The organism is Streptomyces sp. NPDC059816, assembly GCF_042732055.1.
In the GTDB taxonomy this organism is placed as follows: domain Bacteria; phylum Actinomycetota; class Actinomycetes; order Streptomycetales; family Streptomycetaceae; genus Streptomyces.
This window is the reverse complement of the sequence record NZ_JBHWIQ010000014.1, coordinates 121,026-141,292: the sequence shown is the minus strand read 5'-3', so window position 1 is coordinate 141,292 and position 20,267 is coordinate 121,026. Positions and strand designations below refer to the sequence as shown.

Below are 20,267 nucleotides of genomic sequence, written 5' to 3'. Positions count from 1 at the left end.
GGTGGGAACCGTCCGGTCCCCGCGGGGCGGACGGTCGGGGTGCCGGCGCCGTCATCGGACGGGCACCCCGGGGTGGTCGGCGGCGAGCCGGGCGGTGGCCGCCCGGTCGGGTTTGTGGGACCGGCCGGACAGCGGGACCTCGGTGAGCAGCAAGGTGTCCGGGCGGGCGGTCCCCATCCGGTCGAACACCTCGGCGAGCGCGGTGCGCACCCGGCGCGGGTCGGCCCCCCGCCCGCTCTGCACGACGGCGACCAGGCGTTCGTCGCCGTCCCCCGCCGGAACGCCGACGAGGAGGGCGAGTTCGACGCCCGGGACGTGCAGGGAGGGCTCGTACAGTCCGGGGTAGATGTTCTCCGCCCGGCGCAGCACCATGTCCTTGCAGCGCCCCGCCAGCACGATCCGTCCGCCTTCGATGCGGGCCCGGTCCCCGGTGGCGACGCGGGGGTCGGGCTCCGTACCGAGGTAGCGGTGTCGTGCGGCGGGGCCGGCCAGCAGCAGTTCCCCGTCGGCCGAGACGGTGGCCGACACTCCGGGCAGCGGCGCCCCCACCAGGTCGCCGGAGCCGGTGAAGGCTGCCTTGTCCGCCTGTTCCACGGCCGCGGCGGGGAACAGTTCGGTGAGCGCGTACACCCCCCACGCCTGGTGGGCTCCGGCGGCCTTGACCCGGGTGAGCAGATCCTCGCTGGCCGGGGCCGAGCCGGTCCACACCCGCCCGCCGAAGCGGGCCCCGGCAGCGAGCGCCGCTCGCAGCTGAGGTGGCGTCAGATAGGTGGACTGGGGGTCCAGTCGGCGCAGTTGTCGGGCCAGCGCCCGGGGCCCGCGCACGGGCAGTGCGACCGGTGCGCCGGCGGCCAGGGACGGCACGAGAACGAAGAACGTCCCGCCGAGCACCGGCGCGCCGGGCACGGGGCGCACCAGGTCCGTGACCGCCGCCATGCCCGCGGCCAGCGAGGACCGGGTGTGCACCACGGCCCGCGGACGGTCGGTGGTGCCGGAGGTGAAGACGATCACGGCGTCCCCGTCGCCCCCGTCGTGCCGGGGCGGTCTGCTGCTGCCGGACGTTCCGCGCAGGGCGGGTGCGCAGCCCGGTAGGCGGGGGCCGACCGTGGCCACCGGACCCCACTGGGCCAGGTCCGGCAGGACGAGACGGGCCCGGCGGGCCAGGGCCCTGCCCCACCCGGCGGCGGCCTGCGCGACGGCGTCGGCCAGGACGAGGTCCGGGCGGGCCAGGGCGAGCCGGGCCCGCAGTACGTCCGGACCGGCGCCCGGATCGAGTACGGCGACGCGTGCTCCGACGCGGTGCGCGGCCAGCAGTACGGCCAGGGCCCTCGGCCCGGGGCGCACCGCGACCCCGATCGTGCCGCCGCGCCCGACGCCCCGGGCCCACAGGCCCTCGGCGTACCGGTCGGCGAGGTCCGCCAGGTCACCCCGGGTGATCCGGGTGCGGACCGTGCCGCGGCGGGTGGTGCCGAGCACGGCGGGGCGGTCCGGGGCGGCCCGCAGTGCGTGATCGAGTCGGTCGAGCATCAGCGCGGGTCCTCTCCGTGACCACCGGGACCCCGGTCGAGGTACCAGCGCGCGGTGCCGAGGACGCCGTAGGCGCGCAGCCGTCGGGTGGAGTTCTCCACCACCATGTCGCGGGCGTGCACGATGGCCGTGGTGTGGCGCCGCACCCGGTTGAGGAAGAGCCGGTCCGTGGGGGAGGGCCGCCGGGGCATCCCACCGACCGCCTCGTACAGCCGGGCGGTGACGGCCATGTTGTTGCCCGCGTGCATCCGGTACGCACAGCGGTAGCCGTGGCTGCGGCGGTGCGCGGGACGCACCCGGCCGAAGAACGCGGCCGTGACGACCAGCGCGCGGAACGCGGTCCGGCCGAGCGGTCCGTGTTCGTCGCGCCGGGCCTCGATCCGGCCGCAGACCAGACCCGCCCCGCGGTCCGCCGCGGCCCGGGCGGCGGCCGTCCAGCCGGGGTGCGGCAGACAGTCGGCGTCGGTGCGGGCGAGGAGCCGGGCCCCGCGCTCGATCGCGAACCGGAAGCCGGTGTCCACCGCGCAGCCCACGCCCTTGTCCGGTTCGTGGAGCACGTGCACGGGGAACGGCGCGCGCCGGGCGAAGGCGCGGGCGATCTCGGCGGTGTCGTCCCCGGAGGCGTTGTCCACCACGACGAGGGTGAAGTCCCGGTGGTGTTGGGCGGCCAGCGCCTCCAGGGTGTCGCCGATGCGCGCGGCCTCGCAGTAGGCGGGCACCACCACCCACAGGTCGCTCACGCCTTCTCCCAGACCATCGTCATGATGCTGACGCCACCGCCCAGGCCCACGAAAAGCACCCGGTCGCCGGGCGACAACCCGTCGTGCACGCGGTCGAGTTGGACGCCGAGGGTGGCGCTGGCCAGATTGCCGAGTTCGCCGACGGTGACCACCAGTCGGTCCCGGGGGACCCCGGTCAACTCCGCGAAGCGTTCCAGGTAGGGCGCGGTGACCTGGTGGACCAGGACGTGTCGGAAGTCCGTCCACTCCAGTCCGGTCCGGGCGCGCATCCGGTCCAGCACCTCGGTGCCGACGTCCTCGAACACCTCCCGCAACGCGCTCCCCTCCCCGCGGAAGTAGGTGTGTTCGTCGCCCCGCGGGTGGCGTGAGCCGCCGCCCGGTATGCCGCCGACCCGCCAGTGCTCGGAGTGGGTGACGGTGTCCACGTCGAGGATGCCGCCCGAGGCCACCTCCTCCAGGACGACCGCCGCACCGGCGTCCCCGAAGGTGTAGCCGGCGAACGCGTCACGGAACCCGGCCAGGTCGGCGGGGTCGTGGCGCACGGCGCGGCTGGGCGTCTCGCCGGTCACCACCAGGGCGCGCCGGGCCCGCCCGGCGAGGATCATCGCGCGGGCGGTGTCGATGCCGTTGACGAAGCTGTTGCAGGCGTTGGTGAGGTCCAGTGCGTGGGCGCGGGAGCCCAGTTCGTCCTGCACGATGTGTGCGGTCGCGGGCTCGGCCATGTCGCGCGAGGCGGAGGCGAACAGCAACAGGTCGATGTCCGCGGGGTCCAGGGCGGCCCGGCGCAGGGCGACCCGGGCGGCGGCCGAGGCCAGGGTGGAGGCGAACTCGTCGGGGCCCGCGGCCCTGCGGGTCGCGATCCCGGTGGCCCGGGTGAAGACCCCGTCGGGCAGCGGCAGTCCACTGGCCGCGGCCACCCGCTGCCGCAACTGCTCGGATTCCACGACCCGGTGCGGGAGGAAGGCGCCCACGGAGGTGATGCCCACCCGCGGTGCCCCGGCCCGGTGGGCGTTCGGTCTGTTCATGGCGGGAACGCTACGGAGCGTCCGGGGCGGGGCGCGTGAGCTGTCGTACTCAATCCGCCCTGGGGGAATCCGCCAGTCCGCCTGGGGGCCGGCGGGTGGAACCGGTCGGTCAGCGGGAGCCGCTCCAGGGGGCCGGCACGAAGGTCCAGGTGACCTCGGCGGGCCCCGGGCCCGCGTTGCGCCAGGTGTGCGGTTCGCGGCCGGAGAAGGTCAGGGTGTCCCCGGCCGCCAGGGTCTCCGTGCGGTCCGTGAACTGCACCGCGACCTCGCCGCTGACGATGTGCAGCACCTCGACGTCGCAGTTGATCGTGTAGAGCCGTTCGCCCCCGTGCGCGCCCGGTTCGAGGCGGGAACGCAGGATCTGGATCTTCGACTGGGCACGGGGCGTGACCATGCGGTCGACGACGCCCTGGCCGCCCATGTTCAGGTGCGGGGCATCCGCCAGTCGGACGACCTCGGTGTCGGCGTCCTCGAAGAGCGAACCGACCGGCAGTGACAGCACCTGACACAGGGTGACCAGGGTGGTGACGCTCGGCGAGGTCTCGTCGCGCTCGACCCGGCTGAGGAATCCCCTGGTCAGGCCGGTGGCGGCGGCAACCTGCTCGATGGTGAGGCCCTGGGCCTTGCGGGATGCCCGCAGGCGCGCTCCCACGCGGACCGGATCGCCGGACGGCGTCGGGTGCAGCGCTCTCATCGAACTCCTCGCGTCGCTCGGACGACTCACGGACGACCCTTGACAGGGTGGTGACCCAGGGCAACACTACCCGGAATACAAGTTGCCTAATAAGCATTCTTTGTTGTGTATAGGTAACTTCCCTCCTGGAACAGATCCGAGATCCCGATGAACTCCGTCGAACCCCCGATCGGCCCCCCGGACGCGAGTGCCAGCCCCCGGTACGCGGGCCTCGCGACCTTCGCGCGGCTCCCCCGCCTCGAAGACGTACCGCGCGCGGACATCGCCGTCGTCGGTGTCCCGTTCGACAGCGGCGTCAGCTACCGACCGGGCGCGCGCTTCGGACCGGCACACATCCGTGAGGCGTCCAGGCTGCTGCGGCCGTACAACCCGGCGCAGGACGTGGAACCCTTCGCGGCCCAGCAGATCGCCGACGCGGGCGGCATCGCCGCCAACCCGTTCAGCCTCGACGAGGCGGTCACCCAGATCCACACCGCCGCCCGGGAGCTGACCGCGGACGGCACCCGCCTGCTCACCCTCGGCGGCGACCACACCATTGCGCTCCCGCTGCTGCGCGCCGTCGCCGAACGGCACGGCCCGGTCGCCGTTCTCCACTTCGACGCGCACCTCGACACCTGGGACACCTACTTCGGTGCCCCGGTCACCCACGGCACGCCCTTCCGCCGCGCGTCCGAGGAGGGGCTCATCGACCTCACCGCGAGCCTCCACGTGGGCACCCGCGGACCCCTGTACTCCCGCCAGGACCTCCGGGACGACGAGCGCCTCGGGTTCGCCGTCATCTCCAGCCCCGAGATCGAGGCCGAGGGCCTGGCCCGCGCGATCGAGCGCATGCTGGACCGCCTGGGCGACCGCCCCGTCTACCTGTCCATCGACATCGACGTCCTCGACCCGGCACACGCCCCCGGCACCGGGACCCCCGAGGCCGGCGGCATGACCAGCCGCGAACTCCTCGCGATGATCCGCGCCCTGCGCGCGGTGCGGCTGGTCGGCGCGGACGTCGTCGAGGTGGCCCCCGCCTACGACCACGCCCAGCTCACCGCCGTCGCCGCGGCCCACGCCGCGTACGAGATCCTCTCCGCGATGACGCCCGACCACCTGCCCCCGCCGGACGCCCGGCACCACGAGCGATAGGGGATGGCCATGTCCTCCTCGGAAACCGCGACCCAGCGCGAATCCGCGATCGAGCAGCACTCGATCGACTACGTGCCCAGCTCCGAGCGGCACGGCAAGGTGTGGCACCAGGGACCGTTCTGGTTCACCGGGAACTTCGTCCTCCCCACGATGGTCGCCGGGTTCGTCGGCGCCTCGATGGGGTTGAGCGTCTGGTACAGCGTGCTGGCCATCGTGCTCGGCGTCGGCGCCGGCACGTTCTTCATGGCCTTCCACGCCAACCAGGGCCCGCGGATGGGCCTGCCGCAGATGATCCAGTCGAGGGCCCAGTTCGGTAGCCGCGGCTCCACCGTGCCGTTCGCCGCCACCGTGTTCGTCTACGTCGGCTTCCTGGTCTTCGACACGGTCCTCGCCGAACAGGGCCTCGGCCTCCTGCTGCCCGACGGCAAGCTCTTCTGGTACCCGGTGCTGATCGCGGTCTCCATCGTCATCGCCGTGGTCGGCCACGACCTGCTGCACTTCGTGCAGCGTTGGCTGACGTACCTGCTCGTCGTGGTGTTCGCGATCCTCACGGTCGTGGCGATCGTCCACTTCGGCGGCAACCCCGTGGGCGCGGACGTGCCCGCCGCCACCGCGGGCTGGGACCTGACGGCCTTCCTGGTCCAGTTCTCCCTCGCCGCCGGCTACAACATCAGCTACTCGGTCTACGTGTCCGACTACACCCGCTACCTCCCGGCGAACGCCCCCGCGCGCAAGCTGATCACCGCCGTCTACGCGGGCGCCGCGTTCTCCGCCGTCTGGTTGATGTCACTCGGCGCGATCCTCGCCAGCTACCTCCCCGACCCGGACCCGATCCTCGCCCTGCGCGAGGTCGGCGACCTGCTCTTCCCCGGCTTCGGCCTGATCGTCGTGATGACCTCGGTGCTCGCACTGATCTCCATCATGGGCGTCAACGCCTACGGGGCGATGCTCACCGGAGCCAGCGCGCTCGACGGCTTCCGCAAGGTGCGCCCGACGGTGCGGCTGAGGATCATCGGACTCGTGGTCGTCGGCCTCGTGTCCCTGGTGGTGGCCCTGCTGATCCCGGACGACTACATCGGCAGCTTCAACAACTTCGTGCTGATGATGCTGTACTTCCTCGTCCCGTGGACCGCGGTGAACCTGGTCGACTTCTACTTCGTGCGCCGCGGCAAGTACGCCATCGCCGAGATCCTCAAGCCGGACGGGATCTACGGCCGCTGGGCCTGGCGGGGCGTCACCGCCTACGTCCTCGGGTTCGTCGCGATGATCCCGTTCTTCTCCACCACCTTCTACGTCGGCCCGGTCGCGGACGCACTCGGCGGCGCGGACTTCTCGTTCGTCGTCGGTCTGACCGTCTCCGGCGTGCTGTACCTGCTGTTCTCGCGGAACCTGGACCGTGACGCCGAGGCCGCCGCCCGGGTGGCCAGCGAAGCCGAACTGGAGGGACCCGCCCGATGACCCAGCACCCACCCCGGTCCGCAGCACCCGAGCGCACGGCGGTCACGGTCGCCGTCTGCCAGATCGCCCCGCAGGTCGGTGACGCCGAAGGCAACCGGCGACGCATCCGCGCGGCCGTCGAGGAGGCCGCGGACCGGGGTGCGCGCATCGTGGTCCTGCCGGAGCTGGCCAACACCGGCTACGTCTTCACCGACGCGGACGAACTGCTCGCGGCGGCCGAACCGCTGGACGGCCCCACCCTCAGGGAGTGGGAGGCGCTCGCGGCCCGCCGGGACCTGGTCATCGTCAGCGGATTCGCGGAACTGGGGGAGGACGGCCGGGCCTACAACGCGGCCGTCCTCGTCGACGCCACCGGACTGCGTGCCGCCTACCGCAAGGCCCATCTGTGGAACGGCGAGAAGACCTGGGGCTTCACCCCCGGGGACGCGCCCCCGCCCGTGGTCGACACCGCCCACGGCCGGATCGGCTTCATGGTCTGCTACGACCTGGAGTTCCCCGAATGGGTGCGGCTGGCGGCCCTGGCCGGCGCCGAACTGCTCTGCGGACCCGTCAACTGGCCGCTGTACCCGCGCCCGGAGGGCGAACGACCCGGCGAGGTCGTCCGCGTCCAGGCCGACGCCGCCGTCAACCGGATGTTCGTCGCGGTCGCCGACCGCACCGGCACCGAACGGGGACAGGACTGGCTCGGCGGCAGCGCGATCATCGACGCCGACGGCTACCCGGTGGCCCCGCTGCGCCTGGGCGAGGAAGCGGTGGTCACCGCGACGCTCGACCTCACCCAGGCCCGGAACAAGGCCATCAGCGAACGCAACGACGTCCACGCGGACCGTCGGCCCGCGCTGTACGCCCCACCCCCCGGACGCCCGGGACCCGGAGCACAGGAGCAGCCATGAGCACCACGGTCGCCATCGTCCAACAGCCACCGGCCCTGCTGGACCTCGACACCTCCCTGCGCCGCGCCACGGCCCATGTGACCGAGGCCGCGCGGGCCGGTGCGGACCTCGTCGTCTTCCCCGAGACCTGGCTCACCTGCTACCCGGCGTGGGTGTTCGGCCTCGCGGGCTGGCGGGACGCGGAAGCGCGGCACTGGCACGCCCGGCTGCTCGACCAGAGCCCCGTCCTGGACCACGAGGGCGGGGACGACGCGCTCGTACCCGTCCGGACGGCGGCCCGGGAGCACGGGGTGACCGTCGTCCTGGGACTCAACGAGCGGGCGGCCCGGTCCTCCGGGTCCCTGTACAACTCCCTGGTCACCATCGGCCCGGACGGCGGCACGCTCAACGTGCACCGCAAGCTCACCCCGACGCACACCGAACGCATCGTCTGGGCGGCGGGCGACGGGGCGGGACTGCGGGTCGTGGACACCCCGGCCGGACGGGTGGGGTCCCTGGTGTGCTGGGAGCACTTCCACCCCCTGGCCCGGCACGCGCTGCACGCGCAGAACGAGGAGATCCACGTCGCCGCCTGGCCCGACATGCCGGAGAGCCATCTGATCGCCGCGCGTTCCTACGCGCTGGAGGGCCGCTGCTTCGTGGTCTCGGCCGGGCTGGTGCTCTCCACCGACGACGTGCCGGCCGACCTGCTGGACGCCTACCGGGCGGGCGTCGGCCCGGACGCCCCGGCCGACGGGCCGCTCTTCACCGGCGGTTCGAGCATCGTGGGGCCGGACGGTTCCTGGATCGTCGAACCGGTCTACGACGAGGCCCGCCTCATCACGGCCACCCTGGACACGGGACGCCGCTACGAGGAGGCCCTCGACCTGGACGTGGCCGGTCACTACGGCCGTCCCGACGTGTTCACCCTGTCCGTCGACCGGTCCCGGCGCGGCAGCGGGGTCGCCTTCACGGAGTGACACCCGGCGGGGTGCGACGAGGGCGGGGGACGTGGCAGCGAGGCCGCGCCCCCCGCCCTCGTCCGTGCTGGAGTGCGATCGGCCCGCCCGGATAGCCATGTGGGAATCCGTCTGTTCATGGTAACTTTTGGTGCTTGTTGTGAGCTATTGGGGTGACGAGGAGTGGGGCGGTCTCCTGGCCGCCGGGTGCCCGGACGTCCACCCCACGGACGTGTCCGTCCCGGACCGGCCGGCACTCCACGAAACGGGGGACCCGCATGACCGCCGCCGACACCGGACGACCGGCCGACGCGGGATGGGACCGGGCGCGCTGCGAGCGTGCCGCCGACGCCCTGCTGAGCGCCGTAACCCGTCATGCCTCGCCCTCCTTCGCCCGCATCGAACTACCCGGCCGGACCTCCTGGTCGGGCCCCGAATCGGACGCCCTGGAAGGCTTCGCCCGGACCTTCCTCCTCGCGGCACTGCGCATCGCCGGGGCCCGGGGCACCGGCCCCGAGGCGACCGCCCTGCTCGACCGGTACGCCTCCGGGCTGACGGCCGGCGCCGACCCGGACCACCCCGAAGCCTGGCCCAGGATCTCCGCGGACCGCGGTCAACCCATGGTCGAGGCCGCATCCGTCGCACTGGCCCTGCACCTGACCCGCCCCTGGCTCTGGGACGCACTGGACCCGGGCGCCCGGGAACACGTCCTCGACTGGCTCGGCGGATTCGTCGGACGCCGCACCGTCCCCAACAACTGGATGCTCTTCCAGACCCTGGTGGAGGAGTTCCTGTCCTCCGCCGGCGCCGAGCACCGCCACGACGAGATCGTGCGCGGCCTCGACGCGCTGGAGTGCTGGTACCTGGGCGACGGCTGGTACACCGACGGCGACGGACGCCGCATCGACCACTACAACGGCTGGGCGCTGCACCTGTATCCGCTGATGTGGACCCGCATGGCCAGCGGGGGACCGCGCGGGGCGCTCGCCGAGGAACGGGCCGCCACCTACCGCCAGCGGCTGCACCGCTTCCTCACGGACTACGTCCACCTGGTCGGCGCCGACGGCGCCCCCCTCCACCAGGGCCGCTCCCTCACCTACCGCTTCGCCGCCGCCGCACCGCTGTGGACCGGCGCCCTCTTCGACTGCTCCCCCCTCGCCCCCGGGCTCACCCGCCGCGCCGCCACCGGCGTGCTGCGGCACTTCGCGGAGCGCGGCGCCCCCGGACCCGACGGACTGCTGTCCCTCGGGTGGTACGACGCGTTCCTGCCCATGACCCAGCACTACTCGGGCCCCGCCTCGCCCTACTGGGCGGCCAAGGGCTTCCTCGGACTCCTGCTGCCCGCCACCCATCCGGTGTGGACGGCGCCCGAAGAGCCGCTGCCCGTCGAACGGACGGACACCCTGACCCGGGTCGCCCCGGCGAACTGGCTCGTCCAGGGCACGGCGGTCGACGGCATCGTCCGGCTGCACAACCACGGCAGCGACGGTGCGGGACTCGGTTCGCACGGCGACGACCCGTTCTACGCCCGCCTCGCGTACTCCACCACGACCGGCCCCTGGATCGAGCCCTCCGAGCACCGGCCCGACAACCAACTGGTCCTCACCGCGCCCGACGGCACCACCCTGCGCCGCGGCCCGCTCACCCCGCTCGGCACCGTGCGCGGCGACACCTGGGCCACGGCCGGCTCCTGGTACGTGCCGCTGCGCCCCGGTACGGGCGACACCTTGACGCCGGAACCCGACGTCCGGGTGGAGACCCACACCGTCGCCCACGGCCGGTTCGAGATACGGCTGCACGCGGTCACCGCCCCCGCGGGCTGGCGGGTCCGGGAGGGCGGCCACCCGCTGGCCGCCGCCTCCCCGCCGGCGACCGGAACCGCCCGCTGGGCCAGCGCCGTGCGCGTCGACGGCACCGTCAGCGCCCTCGCCCCGCTGCACGGTCACGACCGACTCGGCGTCAGCGAGGCCGAGGGCGTGAACGCACTGGGCCGCCACGCCGCCCTCCCGTACCTGGCGGCGGACCACCCCGGTGGCACCACCCTGTACGCGAGTTGCGCGGTCCTCAGCGCAGCCCCCCTCGACCTGGCCGCCCCGCCGCCCCTCACCCTGCGGGTCCGGGAGACCCGGGTGGAGATCGACCTGCCGGACGGCCGCACCGTCCGCTTCGACCGGCCCCGGGACACCGCCGGCCCCCGACTCGTTCCGCGCCCCGCCTGAGCGGGGCCGGCCGGTCACGACGGTGGGCGGACCGGTCCTGTTACCTTCTCCCGTCGGCCCTCGTCATAGGTGCGAGGACCGAAACGATTCGGTCCTCGCACCAGCGAGCGAATCGAGAACCGGATGCTGACCAACCTCATGTACGTGACGGTCTACGTCACCGATCAGGACCGCGCGCTGGAGTTCTACACCGAGGGGCTCGGCCTGGAGAAGCGGGTCGACTTCCCGGGGCCCGACGGACGCTTCCTCACCGTCAGCGTTCCCGACAGCCCGGTGCAGATCATCCTGTGGTCGCATGCGGCGGCCGCGGGGCAGCCGGGTGACCTGGGCCCACAGGCCTCGCCCGGTCCGCTGGTCCTCGAATCCGACGATGTGCGCAAGGACTTCGAGATCCTGCGCCGGCGCGGCGTCGTCTTCGAACAGTCCGAACCCGAGGTCTATCCGTTCGGGGTCCGCGTCGAGGCGGTGGACCCGGACGGCAACCGGGTCTCGCTCCGTCAGCAGCGAAAGCCGTGACCGCCCGCCCGGCCGACCCCTTGACCGAGGCGTTCGAAGCCCAGCGCGAACGGTTGCGCGCCGTCGCGTACCGCGTGCTGGGTACGCACGCCGACGCCGAGGACGTGGTCCAAGAAGCCTGGATGCGCCTCGTCCGCCAGGACGCGGCGACCGTCGGCAACCTCGCGGGCTGGCTGACCACCGTGGTCGGCCGCATCAGCCTGGACCTCCTGAGGACCCGCCGGGCCCGCCCCGAAACCGTCTACGGGAAGGAGTGCGCGGACCTCGTGGTGACGCCCGCCGACGACCCCGCGCCCGACGAGCAGGCGGCGCTGGCCGATGCGGTCGGCCTCGCCCTGCTCGTCGTGCTCGACTCGCTCACCCCGAGCGAACGCCTGGCGTTCGTCCTCCACGACACGTTCGCGGTCCCGTTCCGCGAGATCGGCCAGATCCTGGGCAAGTCCGCCGAAGCCGCCAAGATGACCGCCAGCCGCGCCCGCCGCAAGGTCCAAACCGCGGACCGGTCGACGGCCCCCGGCCGCGAGCACCGAGAGGTCGTCCGGGCCTTCCGCGCCGCCGCTCTCGGCGGCGACTTCGAAGCACTCCTGCGCGTCCTCGACCCGAACGTGAAGCTGACCGTCGACACTCCGGGCGGCGTGGTCGTCACCCTCGGCGCCACCGAGGTCGCCGCCGGCGCCCGCACGTTCTCGGGCGAGGTCACCCGCCACCGACCCGTGCTGGTCAACGGAGTCCCCGGCTACCTGTCCTGGCGCCCCGACGGAACCCCTCTCTCCGTCATCGCCTTCACCGTCACCGAAGGCCTGATCACCGGCATCCACATCGTCGTTGACCCGGCCAAACTCGCCTCGATACCGCTGGCCGCCCCGGCCTGAGCCAGCGCCGTCAGGGTCGGCCCGTGCAGGGGCACGGCCGGGTGCGCGAACGGACCGGACCGCGCACCCGGCCACCGTCCCACCCACGGGAGGGGACGGTCAGTCGCCGGGCGTCGGCTCCGGGCCGCCCAACACGTCGTCCAGCATCTCGGCGCGCGACCGCGGCCAGCCGAGCGCGTCGGGGCGCCGCTGCCAGGGGTGCGGCCCGGCCAGCGGACGGTACTCCACCCCGAGCGCGTCGAGCCGGGCCAGATGGTGGACCAGCCGCGGCTCGAACTCCGCGTAGTCACGCGGCCCGCGCGTCCACACGGCCTCGGCGAACGCGGCCAGCCGCGGGAAGGCCAAGTAGTCGAGGGCCCGCGGTCCGTCCACCGGCTCGGTCCACAACTGCGCCTGACCACCGAGGACATGACCCGTCTCGCTCAGCGACAGGCCCTCGGGAACCGGCTCGAAGGCATAGGCGTCCGCCAGGCCGATCACACAGCCCACCGGGATCGGCTCGTCCGGGTCGTCCGACTGGCGGTAGTCGAAGTAGACGTCGGTGAGCGGGCAGGCGATGACGTCGTGCCCGGCACGGGCCGCGGCGACCGCTCCGCCCGTGCCCCGCCACGACATCACGGTCGCGCCGTCCGCGAGGCCCCCGTCCAGGATCTCGTCCCAGCCCAACAGCGCCCGCCCGCGCGCGGTCAGGTACTCGTCGAAGTGCCGCACGAACCAGGACTGGAGGGCGTCCTCGTCGGCGAGACCCCGCTCGCGCATCCGCTGCTGGACCCGGGCGTCGCTGCGCCACTCGGTCTTCACGCACTCGTCCCCGCCGATGCAGACGTACCGGGAGTCGAACAGCTCCAGCACCTCGTCGAAGACGTTCCGGAAGAACGCGAGCGTCGACTCCTCCGCGTTCAGGACGTGTTCGCCCGGCCCCCAAGCGGTGCGGACCTCCACCGGGCCGTCGCCGTTGCCGAGTTCGGGGTACGCGGCGATCGCGGCCTGGGTGTGACCGGGGAGGTCGATCTCGGGTACCACGGTGATGGCGCGCTCCGCGGCGTACGCCACGATCTCGCGGATGTCGTCCTGGGTGTAGAAACCGCCGTGCGGGCGGTCCTCGTGACGACCGTGGCGCGACGACCCCACGGTGGACCCCTTGCGCCAGCCACCGGTCTCCGTGAGTGCGGGATAACGCTTGATCTCGATCCGCCACCCCTGATCGTCCGTCAGGTGAAGGTGCAGCACGTTGATCTTGTGCAGGGCCATCAGGTCGAGGTAACGCAGGACTTCCCGCTTGGGCAGGAAGTGCCGTGCCACGTCGATCAGGGTGCCGCGCCAACCGAACCGGGGTGCGTCGGCGACGGTGACGGCGGGCAGCCTCAGCGGCAGCGGCGCCCCCGCGCTGCGGTACACCGCGGGCGGCAGCAACTGGACCAGTGACTGCGCCGCGTAGAAGGCGCCGGGATGCGCGCTCGCTTCGGCCAGCACCCCGCCCGGGGTGACCGTGAGCCGGTACGCCTCCTCGGCGAGGTCCGGGGCGTGCCGGAAGCGGACCGCCGGTCCGTCCCCCTGTGCGGGCGCGGGGGCGCCGAGCGCGGGGGCGAGGGTGCCCCGGAGCCACTGGGCGGCCCGCTCCAAGCGTGGGTCGGCGGTGATCGGGGTGGTGGACGTGATCGTGAACGCGCCCTCACCGGGGTCGAGTTCAGCCGGACGGGGGATGAGCATCGCGACTCCAACGTCGGTCGGGCGGCGGTCCGGGTCCGTGCGACGGACGGGGACCGGGTACGGGGTGCGTGGACGTGCGGCCGGTGCGCGTCGGGGTCGATCCGGCGCGGACCGGCCGCACGGGTCACGCGGACCGGGCGAGGGCGTCCGGGCGCACCGGGTCGGCGAAGGGCAGACCCGCCGCGTAGCGGGCGAGTTCGTCGACGGCGGCCCGTGCCATGCGGGTCAACTCGTTGCCGAGCGATCCGGCCACATGCGGGGTGAGCAGCACGTTCGGCAGCTCGTACAGGGGTGAGGACGCGGGCAGCACCTCGGGATGGGTGACGTCGAGCACGGCGTTCAACCGGCCGCTGACCAGTTCCGCCGTGAGCGCCTCGGTGTCCACCAGGGACCCGCGCGCCGTGTTGATCAGCGTCGCCCCGTCCGGCATCCGCCCCAGCTGCTCCGCGTCGAACAGGTGGTGGGTGTCGGGCAGTTGCGGGGCGTGGATGGTGACCACGTCACTGGAGTGCGCGAGCACGTCCAGGTCCACCGTGCGGACCTGGAGCGTCGCGGCCTGCTCGGCGTCGACGTACGGGTCGTACAGCAGGACCTCCAGGTCGTACGGGCGGAGCAGTTCGATCACCCGGCGGCCGATGCGGGAGGCACCCACGACACCGACCGTCCGTCGGTAGTTGCCGCCGCGACCGATGGTGTCGATGGGGCTGATCCAGGTGCGCTTGGCCCGGTACGCGGCGGCGGCGGGCAGCACGCCCTTGCCGGCCAGCAGGACCATCGCGACCGTGTACTCGGCGACCGGCACGGCGTTCGCCCCCGCGGCGGAGGCGACCGTGATGCCGCGCTGCCAGCACGCGTCCGTGATGTGGTGCTTCACCGACCCGGCGGCGTGCACGACGGTGCGCAGCCGGGGCATCAGCTCCAGTGCCCGTGCGTCCAGTGGCGGGCACTCCCATCCGGTCAACAGCGCCTCGGCGCCGGCGAGGGCGGGTGCCACCGCGGGGTCGTGGAAGTCGGTGACGACGAGGGCCGGGTCGGTGTCCGCGACCCGGGTCAGCAGGGTCAGCGTCTCGTCGTCGAACAGGGCGTCGCGCACCTCGGGCGCCATCGCGAGAACGGTCCGCGGGCGGTGGGGGGACGTGGCGGCGTCGGTCACTTGACGGCTCCGGCGGTCAGGCCCGAGCGCCAGTAGCGTTGCAGGCAGAGGAAGGCCAGGACGAGGGGCAGGATCGACACGAGCGAGCCGGTGATCAACAGTGCGTACTGCTCCGGGTACTGAGACAGGTTGGCGTTCCAGTTGAACAGGCCGAGGCCGACCGGATACAGGTTCTGGTCGTTGAGCATCACCAGCGGCAGGAAGAAGCTGTTCCAACTGCCGGTGAAGGAGAACAGGAACACCGTCATGAACGCGGGCTTCAGCATCGGCAGTGCGATCGAGACGAAGGTGCGGATCTCCCCGGCGCCGTCCATCCGGGCCGCCTCCAGCGTCTCGCCCGGTACGTACCCCTCGGAGAACACCCGGGAGAGGTAGACGCCGAACGGGTTCGCCAGGGACGGGATCAGCACCGCCCAGTAGGTGTTGACGAGGTCCACCTTGGAGGCGAGCAGGTAGATCGGCAGCGAGACGACGGTCGCCGGCACCAACAGGCCGAGCAGGACGAAGCCGTAGATCCGTTCCTTGCCCGCGAAGTGGTACTTGTCGAAGGCGTAGCCCGCCGCGACGCACAGCATCGTGGAGAGCACCGAGCCCACCAGGGAGTACAGCGCGCTGTTGGCGAGCCAGCGTCCGAAGACGCCGTCCTGGTAGGTGAACAGGTCCGACAGGTTGGACAGCAGGCTGAAGTCGCCGAGCTGGAAACCGGGCTTGCCGAAGAGGTCGCCGTTGTCCTTCGTGGCGGCGAACAGCAGCCACAGGACCGGCATCAGCGTGTAGAACGACATCACGATCAGCACGGAGTTGACCGCGGCGCGCGAGAAGCGCTGGGTGCGGGGCCGCCGTCCGGAGCCGGACGGCTCCCCGGCGGGTGACGTCGCCGTCGAAGCGGTCCGACGGGTGTCCTTGGGGGTCAAGGTGGTCACGTTCACGCCTCCTTCCACCGGTTGCCGAGCTTGGTGACGACGAACGACAGGGCGATGCCGAGCAGGGCCAGCAACAGGGACGCGGCGGCGGCGAGGCCGAAGTCGTGCTTGGAGAAGGCGGCCTGGTAGATGAACATCGTCGGTGACCATTCGGGCGACAGCCCCTGGGCGTGCAGCCGGAACGTCTCGGGCTCGGTGAACAGCTGGATCGCGCCGATGCAGGTGAACAGGGTGGTCAGCACCACCGAGGAGCGGATCATCGGCAGCTTCACGGACAACGCGGTGCGCAGCCCGCCGGCGCCGTCGACGATCGCGGCCTCCAGCGTCTCGCGCGGAATGGCCTGGAGCGCCGCGTAGAAGATGACCATGTTGTAGCCGATCCACTGCCAGGCGGCGGCGTTGACCATGGAGAACAGGATCGCGTTCGGCCCCAGGAAGTCGGCCTCCGTGCCGAACCACTCCAGGAACTGGTGGATCGGGCTGAGCCCCGGCGTGTAGAGGAAGACCCAGATGATCGCGGCGATCAGTCCGGGCACCGCGTGCGGCAGGAACGCCGCGAGCTGGAAGAAGCGCTTGGCCCGGGCGAGCGCCGAGTCGATCAACAGCGCCAGGAACAGGGCCCCGCCGATCATCACCGGGATGTACACGGCGCAGTAGGCGGCGATGTGCACGAACCCCTGTTGGAAGCCGGGGTCGGTGAGGGCGCGGGTGTAGTTGCCCAGGCCGGCGAAGAGGGTTTCGGTGCCCCCGAAGCCGAGCCCCGAGGACTGCTCACGGAACAGGCTCAGATAGGCCGCGTAGCCGATCGGGACGATCAGGGTGAGGACGAAGAGCAGGAGGAACGGGCCTATCAGCAGGGTCGCGGCGACGCGCTGCCCGCGGCGGGCAGCGGCGGACGCGCCGCCTGAGAGCCTTGTGGTCACCAGGGGCTCCTTGGTGGGTGACGAGGTGTGCGGGGAGTGAGGGGCCGGGGAACCGGGCCCCGCCGGACCGGGGGTCCGGGCGGGCCCGGTGGGTCCCGGCGGGCCTCACTCGGCGAGCTTGAGCCCGCGGTCCTTGATGAGCTTCTCGGCGGTGGCCTGGCCCTTGGCGAGGGCGGCGGAGAAGTTCCCGTCGGAGGCCTTGCCGAGCGCCGCCGTCAACTCGACCGAGGTGGCGTTGTGGACGGGGCTCCACACCCAGCCGGCGTTGATGTTCGGCACCTGCTCGGAGGCCGCGGCGTAGAGGTCCTGACCGTCGAAGTACGCGGTGTCGAAGGACTGCTTGGCGACGTCGCGGAGCTTCTCGTCGGCGGGCAGCGCGGAGGAGGTGCCGGCCGCGAGCCGGGCCTTGACCGCCTCGTCGGAGGTCGTCGCCCAGGTGACGAACTCCGCGGCGGCGGCGGCCTTCTTGCTGTCCTTGACCACGGCGAAGGAGGAGCCGCCCACCATGCCGGTCTTGCCGTCCCCCCAACCGGGCAGCGCCACCGAGGCCCACTTGCCCGCCTGGTCCGGCTGCTCCGTCTTGAGGGCGCCCGCGCCCCAGGAGGCGCTGATCCGGGTGTACACGCGGTGGTCGGCGGTGGCCTTGGTCGACTCGGGGCTCCACGCCTTGTGGTTGAAGACCAGGTCGTCCTTGACCAGTCCGCCCCAGAATTCGGCGACCTTGTTGGTGGCCGCGTCGTTGATGTCGACCTTCCAGGAGTCGCCCTCGGCGGTGTACCAGGTGGCGCCCGCCTGCTGGGCGAGGGCGGCCCAGGTGGCCGTGTCGTCGCTCCAGAACGCGGTGATCCGGGCCTTGGAGTCGGCCTTCTTGATCTTCTCGGCGGCCTCGGCGTACTCGGTCCAGGTCTTGGGGACCGGGATCTTGTGCTTCTCGAACAGGTCCTTGCGGTAGTACATCATCTGCGGGGCGACGTCGAACGGGGCCGCCCACTGTTTGCCGCCGAGGGTGACGAGGTCCTGCACCTGCTGGGGGGCCTTCTTCACCGTGTCGCCGAGCAGTTCGGAGGAATCGGCGATGAGGCCCTGGGTGACCAGGTCGGGCAGCGCCTGGTACTCGACGTTCATGACGTCGGGCGCGTTGCCCGCCTTCACCCCCTTGGCGAGCTTGTCGTAGCCGCCCGCGAGCCCGGCCGGCACCTCGGAGAAGCGCACGCGGACGTTCTTCTGTGACTTGTTGAACGCCTCGGCGGTTTCCTTGGTGCCCGGCATCCATGACCAGTAGTCGATCGTCACCGGCTTGTCCGGGCTTCCGGCGGAGCCCGACGCGTCCTCGTCGCCGCTGCCGCAGGCGGCGACGAGGGCCAGCGAGGCCACGGCTGCCACGAGGGCTATGGGGGACTTGATGGAGGTGGGCTTCATTGCACTACTCCTCGAAAAAGGCCGATCGATGACGGCGAGTTGGCGAACATCTTTCGACCAAAAACGATCAGGGTCAAGAGTGAATGAGCGAACGATCATCTCGGAACGGTTTCGATCGCTCGACGGTCGATCAGGAGGACTATGTCCGGACACGGGTGTGCAAACGAACGGAAGAGCACATCAGCCCAGGTCGGGAGCGTCCCGGAACTCCACCACCGGGGACGGGGGAGCGTCGTCCAGCTCCAGCACCACGACCTCGTTGCGTCCGGCGCGCACCAACGGCCAGGGGACGTACAGGGTCCGTTGCGGCCCGCGGTCCCAGTACCGGCCCAGACAGAACCCGTTGACCCAGACGTAACCCTTGGTCCAGCCGGGCAGCGCGAGGTACCCGTCAGCGGGCTCCACCGCCTCGAAGTGCCCCCGGTGGAAGACGGGCCCCGGCCCCTCGCCGGCCGCACCCCAGGGCAGACCCTCGGGCGTGCCGTGCCCCAGCTCCACGGCCCGCGCCGACCAGCCGTGCAGGGCCTGTTGGGTGTGCAGCACCCGACGCACCCCCTTGCGGTCGCCGAGGCCCATCCCGTAGTTCACCCGCCCCATGGACTCCACCAGCAGTCCCACCCGTGCCCCGCCGGCCGGCACCGACACCTCGGGCACCTGCTGCTCGCCGTCCCGCTCCAGGACGCCCCTGAGCCGTCCGTCCACGTACAGGTGGGCCCGGTCGGCGAGTCCCTGCACGGACAGCGGATAGGGGCCGCGCGGCCCCGGGACGGTCGTCTCGTAGAGGACGAGTCCGTGCGCGAGGCCCAACTCCTCGAACGAGGGCGGCTCGGGGGACCGCACCGGCTCCCCGGTGCCCAGTCGGTCGAGCACGTCGAACAGGCGGACGGAACCGGTGAGCTCCACCCGTCCCGACGGCAACAGCTCAGGAAGCGGCAGGGGTTCGGGCGGCGGGGCGTCCGCGTAGCGGCTCAACACCTCCCGGAAGGCGTGGAACTTCTCCGTCACCGCGCCGCGCTCGTCGACGGGGGCGTCGTAGTCGTAGGAGGTGACGGTCGGTGCGTAGCGCTCGCCGGTGACGGGGTCCTTGGTGTTGGCCCCGGCCCAGGTGGCGAAGTTGGTCCCGCCGTGGGCCATGTACAGGTTCACCTGCCCGCCCGCCGCCAGGATCTCGTCGAGCGCCGCCGCCGCGTCCTCGGGGGCGCGGACGACGTGTTCGTCCCCCCAGTGGTCGAACCAGCCGCACCAGAATTCCATGCACACCGGCGGATCGTCCGGCCGCACCGCCGCCAGCTGGGCGAACGCCTCGCCGGCCCGACTGCCGAAGTTGACGGTGGCCAGGTGGCCCGACACCGAGCCGCCGGTCAGGAAGAAGTCGTCGGGCCCGTCGGAGGTGAACAGGGGGACGTCGACGCCCCGTTCCCGCATCAGCTCCGCCACGTGGAGCAGATAGCCGGTGTCGGTGCCGTACGAACCGTACTCGTTCTCGATCTGCATCATCAGCACGTTGCCGCCCCGGGTGACCTGGTGCGGGACGAGCCGGGGCAGCAGTTCGTCGAACCACCGCTCCACCCGGGCGAGGAAGCCCGGGTCCTGGCAGCGCAGCGCCCGTACCTCGGGGTCGGCGAGCAGCCACCAGGGCAGCCCGCCGTTCTCCCACTCGGCGCAGATGTACGGGGAGGGCCGCACGATCGCGTGCAGTCCGGCCTCCCGGGTGGCGGTCAGGAACCGGTCCAGGTCGGCCAGGCCCGAGAAGTCGTAGCTGCCCGGCCGCGGTTCGTGGAGGTTCCACGGAACGTAGGTCTCGACGCAGTTGAGGCCCATCGCGCGCAATTGGCCCAACCGGTGGGGCCACTGCTCGGGCAGCGTACGGAAGTAGTGCAGGGCACCCGACAGCAGGCGCACCGGTCTGCCGTCGAGGGAGAACCCTTCGGGGGACACACGGAACATCGGGAACTCCTGGGGAGGAATCGGGTGTCTACGGGGGCGTCGGAGGGCAGGGCGGTGGTGGGGGCCGGCGGGTGGGGGGGCGCCCCCCCCCCCCGGGGTGGCCCCCCCCCCCCCCGGGGCGATGGGGGTGTGGGGGGGGGGGGGGTGCGGGCAGGCTCACCAAAACATTCGGGCCCCCA

The 20,267-nt window shown here is 72.3% G+C and carries 17 protein-coding genes; 7 read left to right on the top strand and 10 right to left on the bottom strand.

Annotated elements, in window-relative coordinates:
• Positions 1 to 51 precede the first annotated feature (51 nt).
• The 4 genes from ACFV88_RS19855 to ACFV88_RS19840 form a co-directional block, all read right to left on the bottom strand.
• Entirely contained in the window at positions 52 to 1,527 is a 1,476-nt protein-coding gene (locus tag ACFV88_RS19855) for an AMP-binding protein (RefSeq protein ID WP_385492918.1), read from the bottom strand.
• Positions 1,527 to 2,267, bottom strand: coding sequence for a glycosyltransferase family 2 protein (locus tag ACFV88_RS19850; RefSeq protein WP_385492917.1), 741 nt, complete (start codon positions 2,265 to 2,267; stop codon positions 1,527 to 1,529). The genes ACFV88_RS19855 and ACFV88_RS19850 overlap by 1 nt, the downstream gene beginning before the upstream one ends.
• A complete protein-coding gene (locus tag ACFV88_RS19845) occupies positions 2,264 to 3,292 on the bottom strand; it encodes a 3-oxoacyl-ACP synthase III family protein (protein WP_385492915.1) in 1,029 nt (342 codons plus the stop codon). Before ACFV88_RS19845 ends, ACFV88_RS19850 begins: the two co-directional genes overlap by 4 nt.
• A gap of 109 nt (positions 3,293 to 3,401) precedes the next feature.
• The gene (locus tag ACFV88_RS19840; protein ID WP_385492914.1) at positions 3,402 to 3,986 is read right to left on the bottom strand and encodes a helix-turn-helix domain-containing protein; all 585 of its coding nucleotides are present in this window, start codon (positions 3,984 to 3,986) and stop codon (positions 3,402 to 3,404) included.
• Between the two features lie 147 nt (positions 3,987 to 4,133).
• Here ACFV88_RS19840 and speB point away from each other — a divergent pair, with 147 nt between their 5' ends.
• The 7 genes from speB (at position 4,134) to ACFV88_RS19805 (ending at position 12,013) form a co-directional block, all read left to right on the top strand.
• Positions 4,134 to 5,117 (top strand): agmatinase, encoded by a 984-nt coding sequence (gene speB / locus ACFV88_RS19835; protein WP_385492912.1) that lies wholly within the window; start codon positions 4,134 to 4,136, stop codon positions 5,115 to 5,117.
• 9 nt (positions 5,118 to 5,126) lie between these two features.
• Positions 5,127 to 6,575 (top strand): purine-cytosine permease family protein, encoded by a 1,449-nt coding sequence (locus ACFV88_RS19830; RefSeq protein WP_385492911.1) that lies wholly within the window; start codon positions 5,127 to 5,129, stop codon positions 6,573 to 6,575.
• Positions 6,572 to 7,468: a nitrilase-related carbon-nitrogen hydrolase gene (locus ACFV88_RS19825; RefSeq protein ID WP_385492910.1), complete on the top strand. Its 897-nt coding sequence runs from the start codon at positions 6,572 to 6,574 to the stop codon at positions 7,466 to 7,468. Before ACFV88_RS19830 ends, ACFV88_RS19825 begins: the two co-directional genes overlap by 4 nt.
• Entirely contained in the window at positions 7,465 to 8,427 is a 963-nt protein-coding gene (locus tag ACFV88_RS19820) for a carbon-nitrogen hydrolase family protein (RefSeq protein ID WP_385492908.1), read from the top strand. The genes ACFV88_RS19825 and ACFV88_RS19820 overlap by 4 nt, the downstream gene beginning before the upstream one ends.
• Before the next feature lie 257 nt (positions 8,428 to 8,684).
• Positions 8,685 to 10,625, top strand: coding sequence for a DUF2264 domain-containing protein (locus tag ACFV88_RS19815; RefSeq protein WP_385492907.1), 1,941 nt, complete (start codon positions 8,685 to 8,687; stop codon positions 10,623 to 10,625).
• Between the two features lie 123 nt (positions 10,626 to 10,748).
• Complete coding sequence (locus ACFV88_RS19810) at positions 10,749 to 11,141, top strand: VOC family protein (RefSeq protein WP_385492906.1); 393 nt, start codon at positions 10,749 to 10,751, stop codon at positions 11,139 to 11,141.
• On the top strand, positions 11,138 to 12,013 hold the full coding sequence (locus ACFV88_RS19805) for a sigma-70 family RNA polymerase sigma factor (RefSeq protein ID WP_385492904.1): 876 nt from the start codon (positions 11,138 to 11,140) through the stop codon (positions 12,011 to 12,013). The genes ACFV88_RS19810 and ACFV88_RS19805 overlap by 4 nt, the downstream gene beginning before the upstream one ends.
• Before the next feature lie 99 nt (positions 12,014 to 12,112).
• Here ACFV88_RS19805 and ACFV88_RS19800 read toward each other — a convergent pair whose 3' ends face one another.
• The 6 genes from ACFV88_RS19800 to ACFV88_RS19775 form a co-directional block, all read right to left on the bottom strand.
• Positions 12,113 to 13,723, bottom strand: a complete 1,611-nt coding sequence (locus ACFV88_RS19800; RefSeq protein WP_385492902.1) for a beta-N-acetylhexosaminidase — start codon at positions 13,721 to 13,723, stop codon at positions 12,113 to 12,115.
• 124 nt (positions 13,724 to 13,847) lie between these two features.
• Entirely contained in the window at positions 13,848 to 14,828 is a 981-nt protein-coding gene (locus ACFV88_RS19795; protein WP_385492901.1) for a hydroxyacid dehydrogenase, read from the bottom strand.
• Between the two features lie 44 nt (positions 14,829 to 14,872).
• A complete protein-coding gene (locus ACFV88_RS19790; protein ID WP_385493022.1) occupies positions 14,873 to 15,790 on the bottom strand; it encodes a carbohydrate ABC transporter permease in 918 nt (305 codons plus the stop codon).
• An 11-nt stretch (positions 15,791 to 15,801) separates the two neighbouring features.
• Positions 15,802 to 16,650 carry a carbohydrate ABC transporter permease gene (locus tag ACFV88_RS19785; RefSeq protein WP_385493021.1) on the bottom strand — a complete coding sequence of 283 codons (849 nt, stop codon included), beginning with the start codon at positions 16,648 to 16,650 and terminating at the stop codon, positions 15,802 to 15,804.
• Positions 16,651 to 16,827: 177 nt separating this feature from the next.
• Positions 16,828 to 18,141: an ABC transporter substrate-binding protein gene (locus ACFV88_RS19780; protein ID WP_385492899.1), complete on the bottom strand. Its 1,314-nt coding sequence runs from the start codon at positions 18,139 to 18,141 to the stop codon at positions 16,828 to 16,830.
• A gap of 180 nt (positions 18,142 to 18,321) precedes the next feature.
• Positions 18,322 to 20,088, bottom strand: a complete 1,767-nt coding sequence (locus ACFV88_RS19775; protein WP_385492898.1) for a beta-galactosidase family protein — start codon at positions 20,086 to 20,088, stop codon at positions 18,322 to 18,324.
• Positions 20,089 to 20,267 lie beyond the last annotated feature (179 nt).